The 18,281-nt window shown below is 58.3% G+C and carries 6 protein-coding genes; 1 reads left to right on the forward strand and 5 read right to left on the reverse strand.

Going from position 1 to position 18,281, the window contains the following annotated elements:
* Window positions 1-110 precede the first annotated feature (110 nt).
* From U9R61_RS01425 to U9R61_RS01445, 5 genes are all read right to left on the reverse strand, one after another.
* Window positions 111-1,343, reverse strand: a complete 1,233-nt coding sequence (locus U9R61_RS01425) for a chlorophyllide a reductase iron protein subunit X (protein WP_322487046.1) — start codon at window positions 1,341-1,343, stop codon at window positions 111-113.
* A gap of 30 nt (window positions 1,344-1,373) precedes the next feature.
* Window positions 1,374-2,369, reverse strand: coding sequence for a zinc-binding dehydrogenase (locus U9R61_RS01430; protein WP_322487047.1), 996 nt, complete (start codon window positions 2,367-2,369; stop codon window positions 1,374-1,376).
* 87 nt (window positions 2,370-2,456) lie between these two features.
* Window positions 2,457-2,945, reverse strand: a complete 489-nt coding sequence (gene bchF, locus U9R61_RS01435; RefSeq protein WP_322487048.1) for a 2-vinyl bacteriochlorophyllide hydratase — start codon at window positions 2,943-2,945, stop codon at window positions 2,457-2,459.
* Window positions 2,946-2,968: 23 nt separating this feature from the next.
* Window positions 2,969-3,769: a class I SAM-dependent methyltransferase gene (locus U9R61_RS01440; protein WP_322487049.1), complete on the reverse strand. Its 801-nt coding sequence runs from the start codon at window positions 3,767-3,769 to the stop codon at window positions 2,969-2,971.
* A 64-nt stretch (window positions 3,770-3,833) separates the two neighbouring features.
* Entirely contained in the window at window positions 3,834-5,192 is a 1,359-nt protein-coding gene (locus tag U9R61_RS01445) for a BCD family MFS transporter (protein WP_322487050.1), read from the reverse strand.
* Between the two features lie 1,148 nt (window positions 5,193-6,340).
* Between U9R61_RS01445 and U9R61_RS01450 the strand changes: the two genes are divergently transcribed.
* Window positions 6,341-18,281: SdrD B-like domain-containing protein (locus tag U9R61_RS01450; RefSeq protein WP_322487051.1), on the forward strand; the 11,941-nt coding region annotated here is incomplete at its 3' end.

An 18,281-nucleotide genomic window follows, 5' to 3' on the forward strand; every position in this document is an offset into this window, starting at 1 on the left:
TTCTCAGCGCCAGTGGCGCTACGCGATACTCGGTGGGTTTTGTCGCAAGGTGTAGCCGCATTGCTCACCTCCATCATCCGGCCCGCGGTTACAACGGGCGTGCAGGCCGGTTAGCGGTAAAACGGGCTGGCCGGACGGCGCAGATCAACGTAGCGGAACTGTTCGCCCGATCGCTGCAACGCGGCCAGAATTGCTATCTTGCTGTCAAGATCGTCGGTATTGCCCATGCAAATGGTCGTGTGCCCATCAATCGTCAGTGTCATGCCCTTCTTCGGATCGTGGTTGGCTTCGGTGACGTACATTCCCAGCTCATTGAGCAGTCGCTTGACCACCATGCGGGTGGGGGCGTCCATCTCCGGCTTATCGCCAACCGCCCGTTCCATCAGACCGAGCGTTATCACCGGTGCCAGCTGCCGCGCCGTCCGTCCGCCGAACAGCTCTTCCGCCGTCGCGCCATCAGGCACAATGTCCGGCTCTTCGGTCCCAAACACGCTCAAGAACTCTTTGTACTCGAGCGGGCGGACATCTTCCATCTTGACCGCCGGCAACGTGCGGTCAATAATCTGGCGGGCCAGCCGGTCAAAGATCGCGTCGAAGCGCGGCTCTTGCAGCGCCAACTGGCAAGCGTCGGCCAATTCGCGCACGGTGCGATCCAGCGGGATACTTGCCAAGATGGGCAGGTTGATCTTCTCGGCAAACCGGGCCGCCACCCCGCTGCCGTCGTCGCGGTTGACTACCAACCCCAGCAGCTTGGTGCGCCCGCCCATACTGGCGAAATACTTGGCGGCGCTGGCGATATTATTTGCCGCGTAGAGGCTTTGGCGGTCGTTGCCGCAGAGGATAATCACCTCTTCGGCGAGCGAGCGCGAAAGCGGTGTCGCGAAGCCGCCGCATACCACATCACCCAGAAAGTCCATCACCACATAATCGAGCGCCCATTGGCTGAGACCGAACTTTTCGAGCATATCGAACCCGAACGTGATCCCGCGCCCGCCGCAGCCGCGCCCGACTTCCGGCCCGCCGATCTCGCAGCCATAGACGGTGGCCCGGCCCATAATGGTTGTCTTGAAGATCACGTGATGCGCGGCCAATTCCTCTTCGCGCCCGGCTTCTTTAAACTCGCGCCACACATCACCGAGGGTGGGCAGGCTGACGCCGCCAAACAGCGCGTTGCAACTATCGTGCTTCGGGTCGCAGCCAAGCTGGAGCACCCGATTGCCCAGCAGCGCCAATTTGCTGACCAGATTGGTGGTGAAGAACGACTTTCCCATGCCGCCTTTGCCGTAAACGGCGAGCATCCGCGCGGTTGTACCGGTTTGCTTCTGTTTAGGATGCGCTGGCATGCGTATGGTCTCTTTCTAGGTGAAATGTCGCTACGCCCCTTCCGGTCCCGTTCCGTTTTGCGGCCACGTCACGACCACCTTCAAGCAAGCCGGATCTTCCAACGCCAGCCGGTATGCGGCCTGAATCCGGTCGAGCGGCACGTGATGGGTGAGCAGGCCATCCACATTCAATTCACCATTGGCCAGCAAGTCGCGCACCCGTGGCAAATCGCCGTCGGGGCCAAACTCCCACTCACGGGCGACTAAAATCTGCGCTTCACGCATAAAGACCGGCGCGTAGGGAATATTGATATGGTCGTAGTAGCCGAGCAACACGACGCGCCCATGGTTGGCGAGCAGCGGCAACGCCCCGGCCAGCGCCCCCATCGAGCCGGTCGCCTCGATCAGCACATCAACTTTCGACTCACCAATCGCCTCATCGAGCGACTCGCGGGTCACGTCGATCACTTGATCGGCTTGGCTCGCCTGCAACCGGATTGCAACGCGGTCAGCCGCGGCCACGTGCTGCGCGCCGGCGAGTTTGGCCAGCCGCGCTGCCAATTGGCCGACGATGCCCTGCCCCAACACGAGCACCCGATCGGTGCGCCGGATTTGGCCAACCTTCACGCCGTGTAGCGCCGTCGCGGCCAGTGCCAGCAGCACGCCGGTCGCCGGATCAATCGACCCTAGCGGCACCACCCGCTCGTGTTCGGCGGTGATATACTCGCTCTGCCCGCCCCATGCCGCATTGACGCCGCGGAAACAGCGTGCGCCACCGATATAGACCCATTGGCCCAGCAATTCCTTCGGCGCTTTGCTGCCAACTTGCACCACCTGCCCAACCGTCTCGTAGCCGGGCACAACCGGGAAGAGGAGCTGCGGTTGCGGTAGACGGCCATCAAGCAGCATCCGTTCGGTGCCGGCGCTGATCGAGGTAAAGGCCGTCCTGATCAGTACATCACCGGCTTTCGGCTCATTGACCTGCACCGTGCGAATCTCGATCGTGTTCCGTTTCGGGATGACTACCGCGCGCGATTTGATCGGCATACGGTCGATCGCTTTCTAGTACGCCGGAGCGTAATCGTTGCTCAGTGACACAGCCAACCCTGAGCTATATCTTCAACTTCATCGTTGCTACTGCGACTTCGCCGCGCCTGCTGATTGCGCCTGCAATTGCGCCTGCAACAAGCGCCGTTCTTTGGCCGAACGGATCCCGCGCCAGAGGAATTGGCCGGCGTTGAACAGATAGGTGACATACGCAAAGACCATCACCCACATCACGGTGCGGCTATCGAGGTGAAGCCATACCGCCACGAAATAGGCGTTGTGCGTGATGATGGCGATCAGGTTGCCCAAGTCTTCCCAGAAGAATTCGGGCGCCATGAAGTATTTGCCGTAGATGTCGTGTTCCCACAGCATGCCGGTGATGGTCAGCGCCCAAATCAGCGCAATCTTGATCCAGACGCTGATGGTTGCGATCCAGTACCCCTCACCGGTGGCCAGATACCGGATGACCAGCGCAAAACTGATAATAAAGGCGACAAACTGAATTGGGGCCAGAATAAACTGGGCTTTTGTCCACGGCGATCGGTTGCGCCGTTCCAATTGTTCGGGAGTGTACATGACATCCCTCCGCTGTATCCTCACTACGCCGGCAGTTTTGCGACGGCCCGGCTGACCGTCAGCAAAAACCGGTGTTCAACCACCTGCGGTTCGTTCAAATCGGGCCATTGCTGGCTGGCCCATGCCTGCACTCTCTCAATCGCCGCCGCCAGCACCTCATTGCTCAGCGCCCACGTCTCAGCGTCAATGCGGGCGGCCATCCCGGCGATCACTTCAGCCGGACTGATCGTGCGCTGCCAGCGCGCGGCCTCGATCGATTCGCCCGCCGATGCGCCGAGTTTGGCGAGGTGTTGCGTCACGGCTGCGCCAGCGCCGGGTGGGCGCGCGCCGGGTAACAATTCCATCACCGCTTGCCGTAATTGCCCGCGCAGCATGCCAACGCACGAAGCTGGATCACGCCAGTCAACACCTTGGATAATAGCGCCACCCAGCTTCACCACCCGCACCAGCTCGGCCAGCGCCGCTCGCCAATCCGGCAGCAGGTGCAGCACGTGGACAGCCAGTACGGTGTCGAAGGTGTTGTCAGCAAAGGGCAACGCTTGAGCGTCAGCCTTGATCAACCCGAGAGGCAAACCGGCTTCCGTGGCGCGTTCTCGCGCCGTAGCCAGCATCCCGGTCGAAATATCGATCCCGATGACACGCGCGCCCGCCGCAGCTACAGGTAGGGCAATTCGCCCGCTGCCGGTCCCGATCTCTAGCACCTGTGCGTCGCTGCCGGCTTGGCTTGCAATCGCCCGCCCGATAGCAATCGCCGCTTCGGGCGGGTGCGCACGTTGCGTATCGTAGACATCAGCAATCTTGTCGAAGGCAATCTCGATCGCCATACTGGCTCGATCTTTCCAGCAGCGCGGGCTGATGCCCTCAGCCCGCGCTATATGTTTACGCGCTTTACGAAGCCGTATCCATCGCCAGCGCCGTGGTCAGATCTTGCCGCGTCAGACCCTTGAACTCCTGCACCGAAATGCCACGCAAGATGCCGATGGCTATCACCATCAACAAGGCTTCGATCCCAAAGACAAGCCCGTAACCGAACGCCGGCGACGCGATGCCGCTCTCGATCATCACCGTATGGCCCAAACCGCTAATTACGTTCGCGAAGCCGTTGCCAAGACCCTGCGCCATGCCCCACAAGCCCATATAGAGCCCGGTCTGGCCTTCGATCGTCATCTCCATCATCATCGCCAGCGCGCCAACGTCGAACAGGCCGATGCCAAGCCCCATAATCATCAGTGCCGGCATAATCACGCCCTGCTGGTGGGTGAGGGCCGCGATGGACAACATCGCCAACCCGCTGGCGACACCCAAGCCGCCAACCGTCGCGATCGTCTTCTTGGAAATGGGGAAGATGCTCGACAGAATGCCAATCACGAGCATACCGAGCAGCGCGCCGGCGCCCCACGCTTGCTGGAAAGCAGCCGTGTCTTTCTGTTGCAGGCCGAAGACTTCAGCGCCAAACGGCTCGAGAATAGCATCTTGCAAGAAGATGCCCATAATCGCCAACAGCACGAAGAGGAAGAAACCGCGCACTTGCGGATTGCGGCCCATCAAGCTGGTCGCCACCCGCCACGTCTCTAGCGGGCCGGCTTCGCCCTTCTCTGGTGCAGCCAGCAGCAGTCTGCGGTGCTCTTCCGGAGTGATCGGCTTCTCAAGACCGAGCACGCCGAGCAACACCGTCACCGTCACAATAATCGGCGTCAAGTTATAGAGGTATTGCATCGTCTCAGGCGAGTATTGCGGCATAATCACCCGCGACACGCCTGCCGAGACAATCCCGCTGATAATCACCGTCGCCCAGATAAACGCAACCACCGCGCCGCGCTCTTTCGGCGTCGTCACCTCGGCGATCAGGGCGTTCGATGAGCTGCCGTTCAGCGCCATCAACACTCCAAAGAGGAAAATAAGCCCAAATGCCTCAAGCGTAGCTACCAGCGAGCGTTCGCCAAGGCCGACTGCAATGCTTGGCAGCGCCATGAAGATCAACGCTGCGCCGATATTTGACAAGATGACGTACGGGGTGCGCCGGAGACCGAAGATGGGGTAGCGGTCGGTGAAGCGGCCCCAATACACTTGGAAGAACGAGATGAAGTGGTGCAGGCCGATCAGCGTGGTGACAATGACCGCCATCGCGCCGAGGTCGGCAATTGTGACCCGGTTGAAGTTGAACGTCAAGAGCGCGAACATCCATCCGGCGCCCACCCGCATCAGCGAGAGGCGAAAGGTTTTGACGGCGAAACGGAGCAGACCCATCACGCACACCTTTCTAGTTGGTTCGATGAGACGAATAACCTGTAGCGCAGACTGCGCACTACTTTATTTAGAGCGCAACGACTAACTCGCTGTTGGCAGACGCGGCAAGCGATCACTGCAGATAATGGAGGCATTCGGAATGTTCTTTTCGCAGCGAGTATAGCATATATTACAGGCGTATGCAATATTTGCAAAAATTGTGCAATCGCTTGTCAACCTCAAAATTTTGCATATATGTATTGCTGTATTCGATGGATTATATAGAAAGCTTCTTTTCACTGTGTTGGAAAGCCTTAAAAGATATTCAAAACTTCAAACAAGAGGTATTATTGTCAATTGTATGGCGAGTGGGACTATCTAGGCCGGAGCAGGTGCCCGAACAGGTTGTGGACTCTCTACGTAGAGGTAAAATGGTTGCGACCCGTTCCTGTCCACTATCTCCTGTCATAGCGCACCAGCACCATACGCACAGAGGTTCTTCCCTCCGGGGGCATGAGCGCGATTCCCCAATCCCAGAGGGAAGAGGCTGGGGTTGGGAAGTAGCCGCAAAACAACGCAAAAGCCACAAATAACTTTTGTGAATTTTTTGTCTCTTTGTGGCCATTCATTCCTCATTTGCTCCGACTATGGGCCGGGTCGCCTGTTTCCCTCACCCCTAGCCCCTCGCCCGTGCTAGTTCAAGGGCGGACAGAACGTATGAGCGAAGATATAGAAGGTATAGTTGATGACGTTGCGATGCGCCATTGCGCCCTCCCCCCCCACCGTCCCTCTCCCGCGTCTGTGGGAGAGGGGAGTGTAGAGCCGGACTTTAAGGCATCGCCAAGCGATCAACGGTTGTGATCGACCAAATGTTCTGTCCGTCCTTCAACCCGTGCTAGTGGGGGAGGGGTTGGGGATAAGGGTGCCCAAGGCCGGGGGTAGTGGCAACCTGAATCCACTTCGCTGTTTGCAGCAGCTCATACGCATACCTGCATCACAACCTAGTGATGTCAAATGCCATTCGGTCGACGATTAATCCAAGCTTTTAGTAATACCTTGGTTCGCCGCGTCGATATACTTTATCATGGTCTTTCGGTCAGCCTTCGGCTGCTGCCAAATGTCATAGTTGCATTCGTTATCGTATCATTGTTCGATCAGGGACTACATTCATGTCACGCCAACTTGCTAACCTGTGCCGTTCTATCTTTAGCCTGTTATTGATCATGGCTGTGGCCTTTGTCAGCTTGCGGCCTGATGTTGCCTTCGCGAATGCGACCGTCAGTGTGATGCTCAGCACCGATTTTCCCATTGTTGATAGTGGTCAATGGGTGGTGATTAATGTTGACTATAGCTGTTCGAGCGTGATCAATACGCCGTGCGAGAATGCAACGGTGACTGCTGTTATTCCGCCTGAGTTGGCCGGTGCCGTCGGTGATGTGCAGGTGCTGGGTACCGGAACAACGACGGCTTACAATCCGGCTACCCGGACTGCAACGTGGACGTTTACTGCCCCTCTCAGTGCCGGTGATAGTGGTCGCCTTGAGCTGCGGGTTCGCTTTCCTGCCGGTTCAACTCCTGACGGTACGACGGCCACCTTGCGTGCCGAGATGCGCTCGACAACGGCGCCACCTCGCCTCTCCAATCCGTTGACCATCACCGCGCGTGCCGAACCGCGGGCGGTGGCGACGAAGACGTTTGTGTCCGGCGGTGCGCCTGATGTGCCGACAACCTATCAGGTGCAGGTCTGTATTCCGAATAGTGGTCTGGGGGCGTTGAATCTCACGAATGTTCAAATTGTTGATACGTTACCCGCCGGCGCGACGTTCGTGAGTGCTTCGGATGGCGGTGTCTACAATAGCGGTACGAATACGGTGACCTGGCCGGCGACCAGCCTGACCGTGCCGAGCAGTCTCTGCGCTACCCGCACGGTGACCGTGATCTTCCCCTCGACAACATTTTCCGTTGGTACCGAAGTGCGCAATGTCGTAGATGTGACAGCGCAGGCCGGTTCGGTTACCTTGACCTTGACCGATGACGATGTTCGGCGGATTCAACCGCCTACGCCTGGCTTAGGTTCGAGTAAGAGTGGCCCAACGACGGCGCTGATTGGCGATACGGTGACCTACACCCTCAGCGCGGTTAATACCGGTACGACAGCTTTGACCGATGTGGTTATTACCGATCCGGTACCGCCTGAATTGCAGGTGACCCGCATCACCGTCGATGGTGGGAATGTTACCGGTATCCGGGTTGCGCTCGAATACACAACGAATCTTAACTCAACCTTTACCCCCGTGCCCGGTAGTCCCTTTACCACAACGAACTGTATCAATATTGCGCCGACGACCGGTGGTGGGTGTAGTACGTTGACGCTTGGCGTCGGCGAGCAGATTACTGCTATCCGCTGGCGCTATCTTGATCCGCTGCCGTTTGGCTTTAGTGCCACCGGGCACAGTTTCAGCGCTGTTGTGACCGCCAGCCCCATCAATGCGGTTATTGTCAATCAGGCGACGAGTGCATATACGTTTAATGGCTTTACCTCCACGCGCGTGAGTGAGGCACGCACCCGTATCATCGAGCCCGGTGCACGTGCGGTGGTTGGTAAGTCGGTCACGCCTGACATTGCCTATGCTGGTGATCTGGTGACCTACACGCTTACCCTCCAAAATATCCAAATCGGTACTTCAGCGGCGGCACTGGAGAATCCTGTGCTGGCCGATCTGTTGGTTCCAAGTTTGAGCTATGTAGCCGGTAGCTGGTCGGTGGTCTCGAGTCCGTCCGGCGCACCCGCTCCGGTGTTTGAGGCAATTGAGAATTACAACGGTACCGGTCGTATGCTCTTGCGTTGGCGGTGGGATAGCTATAGCTTGCCGCCCGATCAGTCGTTTACGATTCGATTTCAAGCGCGAATCAATCCGGCTACGCTTGCTGGGATGATTACGAATACGGCATCATTGGCAAGTTTTGCCAATCCGCCCGGCCAGATCTTTATCGATCAGTGTAGTCAACAAGTACCCGATACTTTTGATCTAGATGGCGATGGTATTATCTCCGAGTTGATCTGTTCTTCATCGATTACCAGCTTGAGTTTGGCGGCAGCAGCCACCGCTAGTTCGGCCAAGTGGGTGTTGGGTCAGCTCGATACCGATTGGACGCGCGATCCTGATGTTGGTCAGACGACGCCGGGCGGTATGGCCGACTATAAGTTGATTATCACTAATACCAACTCGGTGGCACTGACCAATCTGGTCTTGATCGATATTTTGCCGTGGGTTGGTGATGTCGGGGTGGTGCGCTTTACCGAATCGCGTGGTAGCCAGTGGCAGCCCTACTTGGCCGGTCCGATCAGTGTGCCCGACGGTGCGACGGTCTACTACAGCACCACTAACAATCCTTGTCGCAATCCGTATTTGGGTCTGACCGATATTGATGGTAATCCAATAGATGCCCCCGGTTGTGTTGATCCGCAGTGGTCGACGGTCCCGCCCGCTGATATTACAACTGTCCGTTCGATCCGCATCGATTTCGGGAATCGGATTCTCTATCCAGGTGATTCGGTTATTTTGACATGGCCGATGCGAGCGCCGGTCGGTGGTACTCCTGACGAGGTGGCGTGGAATACCTTTGGTTACCGTGCCTTTACCGTCAATGGTGATCCGCTCCTTGCCGCCGAACCACCGCGTGTTGGGATTAGTCGCGGTGCGGTGTTGCCCCCGTCGTATGGGAATTATGTGTGGCTCGATGCCAATCTGAATGGAGTGCAAGACACCGGTGAAGTGGGTGTGAACGGTGCTCGGATCGATTTCTACCAAGATAACGACGGTATAACCGGGCCGAGTACCGGTGATCGTTGGGTGGGCTTTACCATTTCCGGCCCCGATAATGACGGTAACCCCGGGTTCTATCTCTTCTCTGACCCACTCGATATTCCGCCCGGCGATTACTACATCCGCGTGACTCCACCGGCCGGCTATGGCTTTACCACGCCGAATGTGGGTGCCAACGATACGGTCGATTCGGATATTGAGCCGGCAACCCGCTATAGCGCCGTGACCGAGTTGGTTGCAGGCGAGAACGATGATGCGTGGGACGTCGGTTTGGTGACGGTGACGGCGGTTGGCAATTATGTCTGGATTGACCGCAACGGTAATGGGATTCAGGATGAACCTCCCGGCGATGGCGTCAATGGTGTGACCGTGCGGCTCTATCGCTCGGATAATACGCTGGTGGCCACCACTGTCACCGCCGACGATTTCCTGGGCAATCCCGGTTACTACATCTTTAGCGATCTCAGCGCTGGCGACTACTACATCGAATTTGTCTTGCCTGCTGGCTTTACCTTCACCACGGCCGATACCGGCAGCAACGACGAGGTTGATTCAGACGCGAATACGACGACCGGCCGCACGACCGTCTTTACGCTGGCAGCCAATCAACTCGACCGTAGCCGCGACGCCGGTCTGATTGCGTCGTCCGGCACGCTCCGGTTGGGTAATCGGGTCTGGTACGACCGCGATAACGATGGCCGCTACGAGCCGGCCAATGGCGAGACCGGCATTAATGGCGTGTCGTTAAGCTTGTTCCGCGATTTCAACAACAATGGCCAGCCTGATCCCGGCGAGCATGTCGGCAATTCGGTGACGATGACGGTTGGCGGTGAAGCCGGCTATTACCAGTTCACCAATTTGGCCGCCGGTAACTACATTGTGGTGGTTGATGACAGCAACTTTGCTCCTGGTGGCGCGTTGTTCGGCATGCGCACCAGCAGCGGCAATGATCCGACGCCTGATCCCGATAACGATGTTGACCACGACGACAACGGCGATCTGATCGGCGGCATTGTGCGCTCGTTGCCGATTACCCTCGCGGCGGGCAGCGAGCCGGTAAACGACGACGATGATGCTAACGGCAACCAGACCCTCGATTTCGGCTTTATCCGTGGCGCTGCGCTTGGCGATCGGGTTTGGTTCGATACCAACAATGACGGCATCCAAGATGCCGCCGAACCCGGCGTGCCCGGTGTGACGGTTGAGCTGCTCGATGACAGCGGCAATCCGATTGATAGCGATCCGGTGACTCCCGGCGTGCAACCGACCATTACCGTGACCGATGGCGCCGGCCGTTATGGCTTCACCGATCTGAACGCCGGTACCTACCGGGTGCGCTTTAGCGGTCTGCCGAGCGGCTATAGCTTCACCACGCCCGATCAGGGGGCGAACGATGTCCTCGATAGCGATGCTGACGCAACCGGTCTCACGACGGTGATTACGCTGGCCGCTAATCAGACCGACCTGCGCTGGGATGCCGGTTTGGTGGCGGCGCCGGCGAACCTTGGCGATCGGGTCTGGAACGATCTCAATTACAACGGCATCCAAGATGCCGGCGAGCCGGGGGTGAACGGGGTAGAGGTGAGCCTCTACCGGCCCGGCTACGATGGCCTCGCCGGCACGGCCGACGATGAGTTGGTGGCGACGACGACGACCAACAGCAGTGGCAACTATAGCTTCACCAATCTGCCCCCCGGCCGCTACTTCGTCCAGTTTGGTCCGCCGCCGGCCGGTTATGCAGTCACGGCGACCGACCAAGGGACGAATGATGCTGCCGATAGCGATGCTGATCGCACCACCCGCCGCACTGCGTTGATCGATCTTGCCCCAGGCGAGAACGATGCCGACTGGGATACGGGTCTGTTTGTCTTTGCCACCATTGGTGATCGGGTCTGGAGTGATACGAACAACAACGGGATTCAAGATGTCGGCGAGCCGGGAGTGAGTGGTGTGCAAGTGCGCCTCTACCGGCCCGGCAGCAGTGTGCCGGTGGCGATGACCACCACCAATAGCAGTGGTGTCTATACCTTCACCAATCTCATTCCTGATGATTACTACGTTGAGTTTAGCTTACCCGGCGGCTACCGTGCCAGTTTGCGCGATCAAGGGGGGGATGACACACTCGACAGCGATGCCGATCCGGTGACGCACCAGACCATAACGACGACGCTCGTACCCGGTCAGAATGACCCGACGTGGGACTTTGGTGTTGTGCCGACGGCCAGCATTGGTGATCGGGTCTGGCTCGATCTCAATGCCAACGGTATCCAGGATGCCAACGAGACAGCCGGTGTGCCCGGTGTGCAGGTCGTGCTTTACGACGGCTCAGGTAATGTACTCAACACCACTGTCACCGACGTTGATGGCCTCTATCGCTTTGACAATCTGTTGGCCGGTGACTATTATCTGCGCTTTGTCGTTCCCGCCAGTTTCATAGTCAGTCCGCAAAATCAGGGTAGTAACGATAATGTTGACTCAGACGTTGATCCGACGAGCTTCTTGACCGTAACGACCACGTTGAGCGCCGGCGAGAATGATCTGCGGTGGGATCTTGGTCTCTACCAGTTGGCCAGCATTGGCGACCGGGTGTGGCACGACATCAATGGCAATGGCCGTCAAGATGACGGTGAACCGGGTGTGGCAAATGTACCGGTAGCCCTCTATCGTCCCGGTACCGATGGTGTGGCCGGTACAGGTGATGATGTGTTGGTCGTTAATGCTACCACCGATAGCAACGGCTTCTACCGCTTTGACAATTTGGATCCCGGTCGCGACTTTGTTCAGTTTGGGGTCGCGCCCGGCTATAGCTTGCTGAGTCCGCGCGATTCGACCGCGGCAACTGACGAGACCGACAGCGATGTCGATGCCAACCGTCGCACACCGATTGTTGAACTGGTGTCGAGCGCAGTTGATCTCAGTCTTGATATGGGTGTGCTCAACCCGGCCAGCCTCGGCAACTACGTCTGGTTCGACGCCAATGTGAACGGGATTCAGGATGGTGGCGAAACCGGCGTGCAGGGGGTTCGGGTGCGCCTCTTCACGACCGGCAGTGCCACGCCGGTCGTGACTACGACGACTGATATCAACGGCCTGTATCTGTTCAACAATCTGTTGCCGGGTGAGTATTACGTCGTCTTTGACCAATTGCCCGCCAATCGCTCGTTCACCCGCACTGATCAGGGCAGCGACGATGCGCTCGATAGCGATGCCAACCCCCTCAATGGGCGCACCGGCATTGTCCGGCTTGCTTCCAATGAGACCAACCTGACCGTTGACGCCGGTATCTTCGAGACGATCACGGTCGGCGATCGGGTTTGGATCGACCGCAACGCGAATGGCGTTCAAGACGCTGACGAAACCACCGGCGTGCCCGGCGTGCGGGTCGAGTTGCTGCGCGACAGCGACGGCGCAGTGCTCGATGTGACCTACACCGATCTGGATGGTCTCTACCAATTCACGAACCTCTTCCCCGGCACGTATCGCATCCGCTTCAGCGAGATTCCGTCCGGCTACGTCCGTAGTCCGCAGGATCGCGGTACGGACGATCAGCTCGACAGTGACGCCAACAGCGATTTCGAGACTGCACCGTTTACACCGGTATCGGGCAACAATCCACAGTACGACCTTGGTCTCTACCAGTTGGCGCGCATCGGCAACTTCGTCTGGGAAGACCGCAACGGCAACGGCCGCCAAGATGACGGCGAGCCGGGGATTCCAAATGTCACCGTGACAGTAACCGGCACGACCGGTGCCGGCGATCCGGTGACAATGACGACTCAAACCGACTCAAACGGATTCTACTCGTTTGATGGCCTTACGCCGGGGAGTTATACCATTACGGTAACCGCACCGCTCGGCTATCTCTTCACCACTGCCGATCAGGGTGATGATATTGGCGATTCCGATGCGAACATTGCCGGTGCTATGCCGACAACGACTCTTGAATCGGCTGAGGAGGACTTAACATGGGATGCTGGTCTCTACCGCCCAGCTACGATTGGTGATCGGGTCTGGCGCGACACGAACGGCAACGGCGTGCAAGATACCGGTGAGCCGGGGATTGATGGTGTGACGGTGACGTTGAGTGGGACGACCGGTGCTGGGTTATCGGTCAACCTGACCGCCATTACTAGCGGTGGTGGTTTGTACAGTTTCACCAATCTCGCGCCGGGTACGTACCAGATCACCGTCACTGTGCCGAGTGGTGAGGTCTTTACCTATCGCAATATTCTGGCGAGTGAGGTGGCCGGGGCAAACGATACCAATGATAGCGATGCCGACTCTTACGGTGAAATGATCGCGACTACCCTCGAATCGGGTGAGAGCGATCTGACGTGGGATGCCGGTCTCGTTATTCCGGCCAGCTTGGGTGACTTGGTGTGGGAAGATCTCAATGGCAACGGTGTGCAAGAGACAGGTGAACCCGGCTTCAATAGTGTAACCGTCGCGCTGATTGGGGCCGGACGCGACCGCACCTTTGGCACCGCTGATGATACGTTGGCGACGACTATCACCAATGGCAGCGGCAGCTATAGCTTTACCAACCTGCAACCCGGTCTGTATCGCGTCCGTTTTACCCGCCCGGCTGGCTATGGCTTTACGGTGGGCGACGCGGCGGCAGCCACCGATACGACCGACTCGGACGTACCCGGTGGGGTGAGCGTGACGGCCACCACGATCACGGTGGATTTGGAGTCGGGCGAGAACGATCTGACATGGGACGCCGGTCTCTACCAGCTTCTCTCGCTGGGCAACCGGGTGTGGGAAGATGTTAATAACAATGGCCTGCTTGATACCGGTGAGGATGGCATTGACGACGTGACCGTGCGTCTCTATCGTGATCTCAACGGTGATGGAGATGTCAACGATTCCGGTGAGACCACGCCAGTGGCGATCACGACGACCGTCAGCAACGGCTACTACCTGTTCAGCGGCTTGGTACAAGGCGACTATCTGGTTGAGGTGGTCTTGCCGAGTGGCTATGTCTCGAGCACCGGCACGAACGGCAGCGCTAGCGGCCTCTACGAGCCGGCTCCTGATGCCAATACCAACAATACCGACAGTGATGACAACGGTACGCAGAGTGGCAGCGTTGTGCGTAGTACCGTTGTGCAGTTGCGTCCCAACAGCGAGCCAACTGATGAGAGTGATCCGCTCCCCCCTGCGATCAGCGACCCGGCCCGCAACGAAAATAGCAACCTGACGGTTGACTTCGGTCTTTTCCGCCCAGCCAGCCTCGGCAATCTGGTCTGGTTCGACCGCGACGCCAACGGCATGCAGAACGGCGGTGACGAGACGGGGATTAGCGGGGTGCAGGTGCAACTCTACCGCGATGATGACGGCACTGCTGATCTCAGCGCCGGCGATAGCTTGATCGCTACGGCTACTACCGATACTTCTGGAATCTACGGCTTTAACTACCTGATCCCGGCGAATAACTACTATCTGGTCTTCGATCTGCCAACTGGGTATGTGCGCAGTCCGCGCGATCAAGGCGGTAACGACGCGACCGATAGTGATCCCGACCGGACGAGCGGTGCAACTGCGTTGATCACGTTGGTGGCCGGCCAGAATGACCAGACGCGGGACGCCGGCCTCTACCAGTTGGTCAACCTCGGCAACCGGGTCTGGAACGATGTGAATAACAACGGCCTGCTCGATGACGGCGAAAGCGGCATTGATGGCGTGACCGTCAACCTCTACTACGACGCGGATCGCAGCGGCGCGATCGATCCGGCTGAAAATGCGCCAGTGGCGACGATCACCACCAGCGGCGGCGGGTTCTATACCTTTGCCAACCTTGATCCGGGCAACTATCTGGTCGAGATCCCGGCCAGCAACTTTGCCGCCGGCGGGGTGCTAGGGCCGAGCGGCGATATGCCGGCTTTCCGCTCCAGCACCGGCACTAATGGCAGCGCCACTGGCCTTTACGAGGGTGCGGCGACGCCCGATCCCGATAATAGCGTCGATGACGACGACAACGGTACTACTGACGGGAGCGGCAACGTGCGCGCAGCCTTGGTTACCCTGCGCTCGCAAGATGAGCCAACCACCGACGGCGATGGCAATAACGGCAACTTGACGGTTGACTTCGGCTTCTTCCGCCCGCTGGCGTTAGGCAACTTCGTCTGGCACGACTACAACAACAACCGCACGGTTGATACTGGCGAACCCGGCATCAATAATGTGACAGTGCAGCTCTACCGTGATGTCAACAGCAACGGTGTCTACGATAGCGGTACTGACACACTGGTGGCAGCGACCACCACTACCGGCGGCGGTTTCTACCGCTTCGACGACCTTGTCCCTGCGGACTACATTGTTGTCATTCCGGCCGGTAACTTTGGTGCATCCGGCGCTCTCCGCTTCTTCCGCAGCAGCGATGGCGGCAATGCCAACGACAGCGCCGGCACGCCCGATCCTGATGGCAATGTTGATAATGACGACAACGGTATCGGGCCAAATGTGGGAGTGATGACAGACAGTTCAGGGCCGGTCGTGAGCATAGCAGTCACCCTGGGCGTTGACGACGAACCAACCGCTGAAGATGGTGACAGCAACACTAATCTGACGGTAGATTTCGGCTTCTACAGCTTGACCATCGGTAATCGGGTTTGGCTTGATGCCAACAACAATGGTGTGGTAGATGGGACTGAGACCGGTCTAAATGGTATTCAGGTGCAGTTACTCTATGATGCCGACGGTAATGGCACGATCAACGGTTCGGAGACGACGGCAATAACAACCGTTACCACCAGCAACGGCGGCCGCTACTTCTTCGGTGGCTTGCGTGATGGTGGTCGGTATGCCGTTCAAGTCGCCTCTAACGCATCACTGGTGTCGAGCACCGGCATTAACGGTATGGCAAGCGGTCCGTATGAACCGGGTCTTGATCCCGATACCGACCTGATCGATAACAACGATAACGGTACCCAAACCGGCAATAGCGAACGTAGCCCAGTCTTTGCAGTGCAGGTTGGTTTGCTGCCGATCAATGAGCCTGATACCACATTACCGACCGGTATGACCAATCCGGCCATCGATGCCAACAGCAATCTGACAGTTGACTTTGGTCTGTTTGACGATGCACGGCTAGGTGATCGGATTTGGCTAGATGTCAACGGTAATGGGATTCAGGATGGCGTCGAAACTACAAATATTGCCGGAATTACCATCACCATCTACGATGCCACGACCAACCAGCCACTCGACGGCGATCCGGTAACGCCGGGCATCCAGCCGATTACGCGCACCTCGACGACGGCGGTGACGAGCTACCTCTTCGACCGCCTGATCGCCGGTTCGTACTATCTGGTCTTTAGCAATATTCCAACGCAGTATGCCATTAGCCCGCTTGATCAGGGCGCTAATAATGCAGTCGACTCGGATGTCGATCCGGCAACCCTGCGCACTGCGACGATCACACTCGGCACGAGCAATAACAACGACCTGACGTGGGACCTCGGTCTCTACCCGCGGCTCACGCTAGGCAATTTGGTCTGGTACGACAGCAACGACGACGGTCTTGTGAATAGCGGCGAGAACGGCATCCCCGGCGTGCGGGTCGAACTCTACCGCGATCGCAACGGCAATAGCCAGCCTGATGCCGGCGAGTTCGTCACCTTCACGACCACCGATGCCAACGGCAATTACCTCTTCACCGGCCTTGAGCAGGGTGACTACATTGTGGTCATCCCAGCGAGCAATTTCACGCTTGGCCAGCCACTCTATCGCCATCGCTCTAGCACCGGTAACAACGGGGCCGCAAGCGGCCCGTATGAGCCGGCGCCTGATCCCGACAATAACGCGGATAACGATGACAACGGTACCGATCAGACCGGCGGTGATGTGGTCAGTGGTGTGATCACGCTTAACCCGTCGTTCGAGCCGGACACCGACGGCGATGACGCCAACGGCAACCTGACTCTCGACTTCGGCTTCTTCGAGCCGTTGACGCTCGGTAATCTGGTGTGGAACGATGCCAACAACAACGGTCTGTTCGAGACCGGTGAAACGGGCATCAATGGTGTGCGCGTCGAGTTGTACCTCGACAGCAACGGCAACGGTCAGGCCGAGGCAGGTGAGTTTGTTGCCTTTACTACCACGGCAAGTGGCGGTCTCTACACCTTCAGTGACCTGATCGAAGGCAACTACATCGTGCGCATTCCGGCCAGCCAGTTCGCGACGGGCCAACCGTTGGCCGGCTTTGTCTCGAGCACCGGCACGAACGGCAGCCCGACCGGCCCGTATGAGTCGGCGCCCGATCCCGACAATAACGTCGATAACGACGACAACGGCACGACCGGCACCGGCGTCAATGTCGATAGCCAGCCGATCACGCTCACCCGTGGCAGCGAGCCTCCGTTCGCAAGCGATGGCGATGGAGACAACGGCAACCTGACGGTTGACTTTGGCTTCTTCCGCCATGCTCACCTCGGTGATCGGGTCTGGCACGATCTGAATGCTAACGGCATCCAAGATGGTGGAGAGGTTGGGATTAACAACGTTACCGTCGAACTGTTCAGCGTCGGTGCTGATGGAAATGTCGGTGGTGGTGACGATGTGTCGGTGGCGACCACGACCACTGACTCTAGCGGGATCTACGGCTTCAGCTACTTGATCCCCGGCAACTACTATGTCCGCTTTGCCCTGCCCTCTGGCTACACCGATGTCAGCCCGCAAGATCAGGGCAGCGACAACGCGATCGACAGCGACGCCGATCCGGTTACCCGCCAGACGGTGGTGATCGCGCTGGCTGCCGGCAATAACGACCAGACATGGGATATGGGTGTCTTTAACCGGGCCCGCGTCGGCAACTTCGTCTGGGAAGATCGCAACGGCAACGGCGTGCAAGATAGCGGTGAGCCGGGGATTGACGGGGTGACGGTGACGCTCTACCGCGCCGATGGGACGATTGTTGCGACAACCACTACCGCAGCCGATGGCTCGTACAGCTTCACCGGCCTCTTGCCCGGCGAGTACTATGTGGTCTTCAGCGACTTGCCGAGCGGGTACGTCTTCACGGTGGCCGATCAGGGAACGGATGCAAGCGATTCGGACGCTAACCCAACTAACGGTCGTACCGGCAATTTCGTCTTGGTTAGCGGGCAGAATAATGAAACGTTCGATGCCGGTCTCTATCGCCCGGCCAGCATCGGCAATCTGGTCTGGGATGACGTGAACGGGAACGGGGTGCAAGACGCCGGTGAGCTCGGCGTGGCCAATGTGGAAGTGCGCCTCAGCGGGACGACCGGTGTTGGGGCGACGGTCAATCTGACGACGA

The sequence above is a fragment of the Chloroflexus sp. genome, assembly GCF_034431535.1.
Classification (GTDB): Bacteria; Chloroflexota; Chloroflexia; order Chloroflexales; family Chloroflexaceae; genus Chloroflexus.

What these genes read in the sequence shown, in the direction of transcription:
- U9R61_RS01425 (WP_322487046.1), bottom strand. Translation starts at nt 1,343, where the DNA reads ATGCCAGCGCATCCTAAACAGAAGCAAACCGGTACAACCGCGCGGATG.
- U9R61_RS01430 (WP_322487047.1), bottom strand. Translation starts at nt 2,369, where the DNA reads ATGCCGATCAAATCGCGCGCGGTAGTCATCCCGAAACGGAACACGATC.
- bchF (WP_322487048.1), bottom strand. Translation starts at nt 2,945, where the DNA reads ATGTACACTCCCGAACAATTGGAACGGCGCAACCGATCGCCGTGGACA.
- U9R61_RS01440 (WP_322487049.1), bottom strand. Translation starts at nt 3,769, where the DNA reads ATGGCGATCGAGATTGCCTTCGACAAGATTGCTGATGTCTACGATACG.
- U9R61_RS01445 (WP_322487050.1), bottom strand. Translation starts at nt 5,192, where the DNA reads ATGGGTCTGCTCCGTTTCGCCGTCAAAACCTTTCGCCTCTCGCTGATG.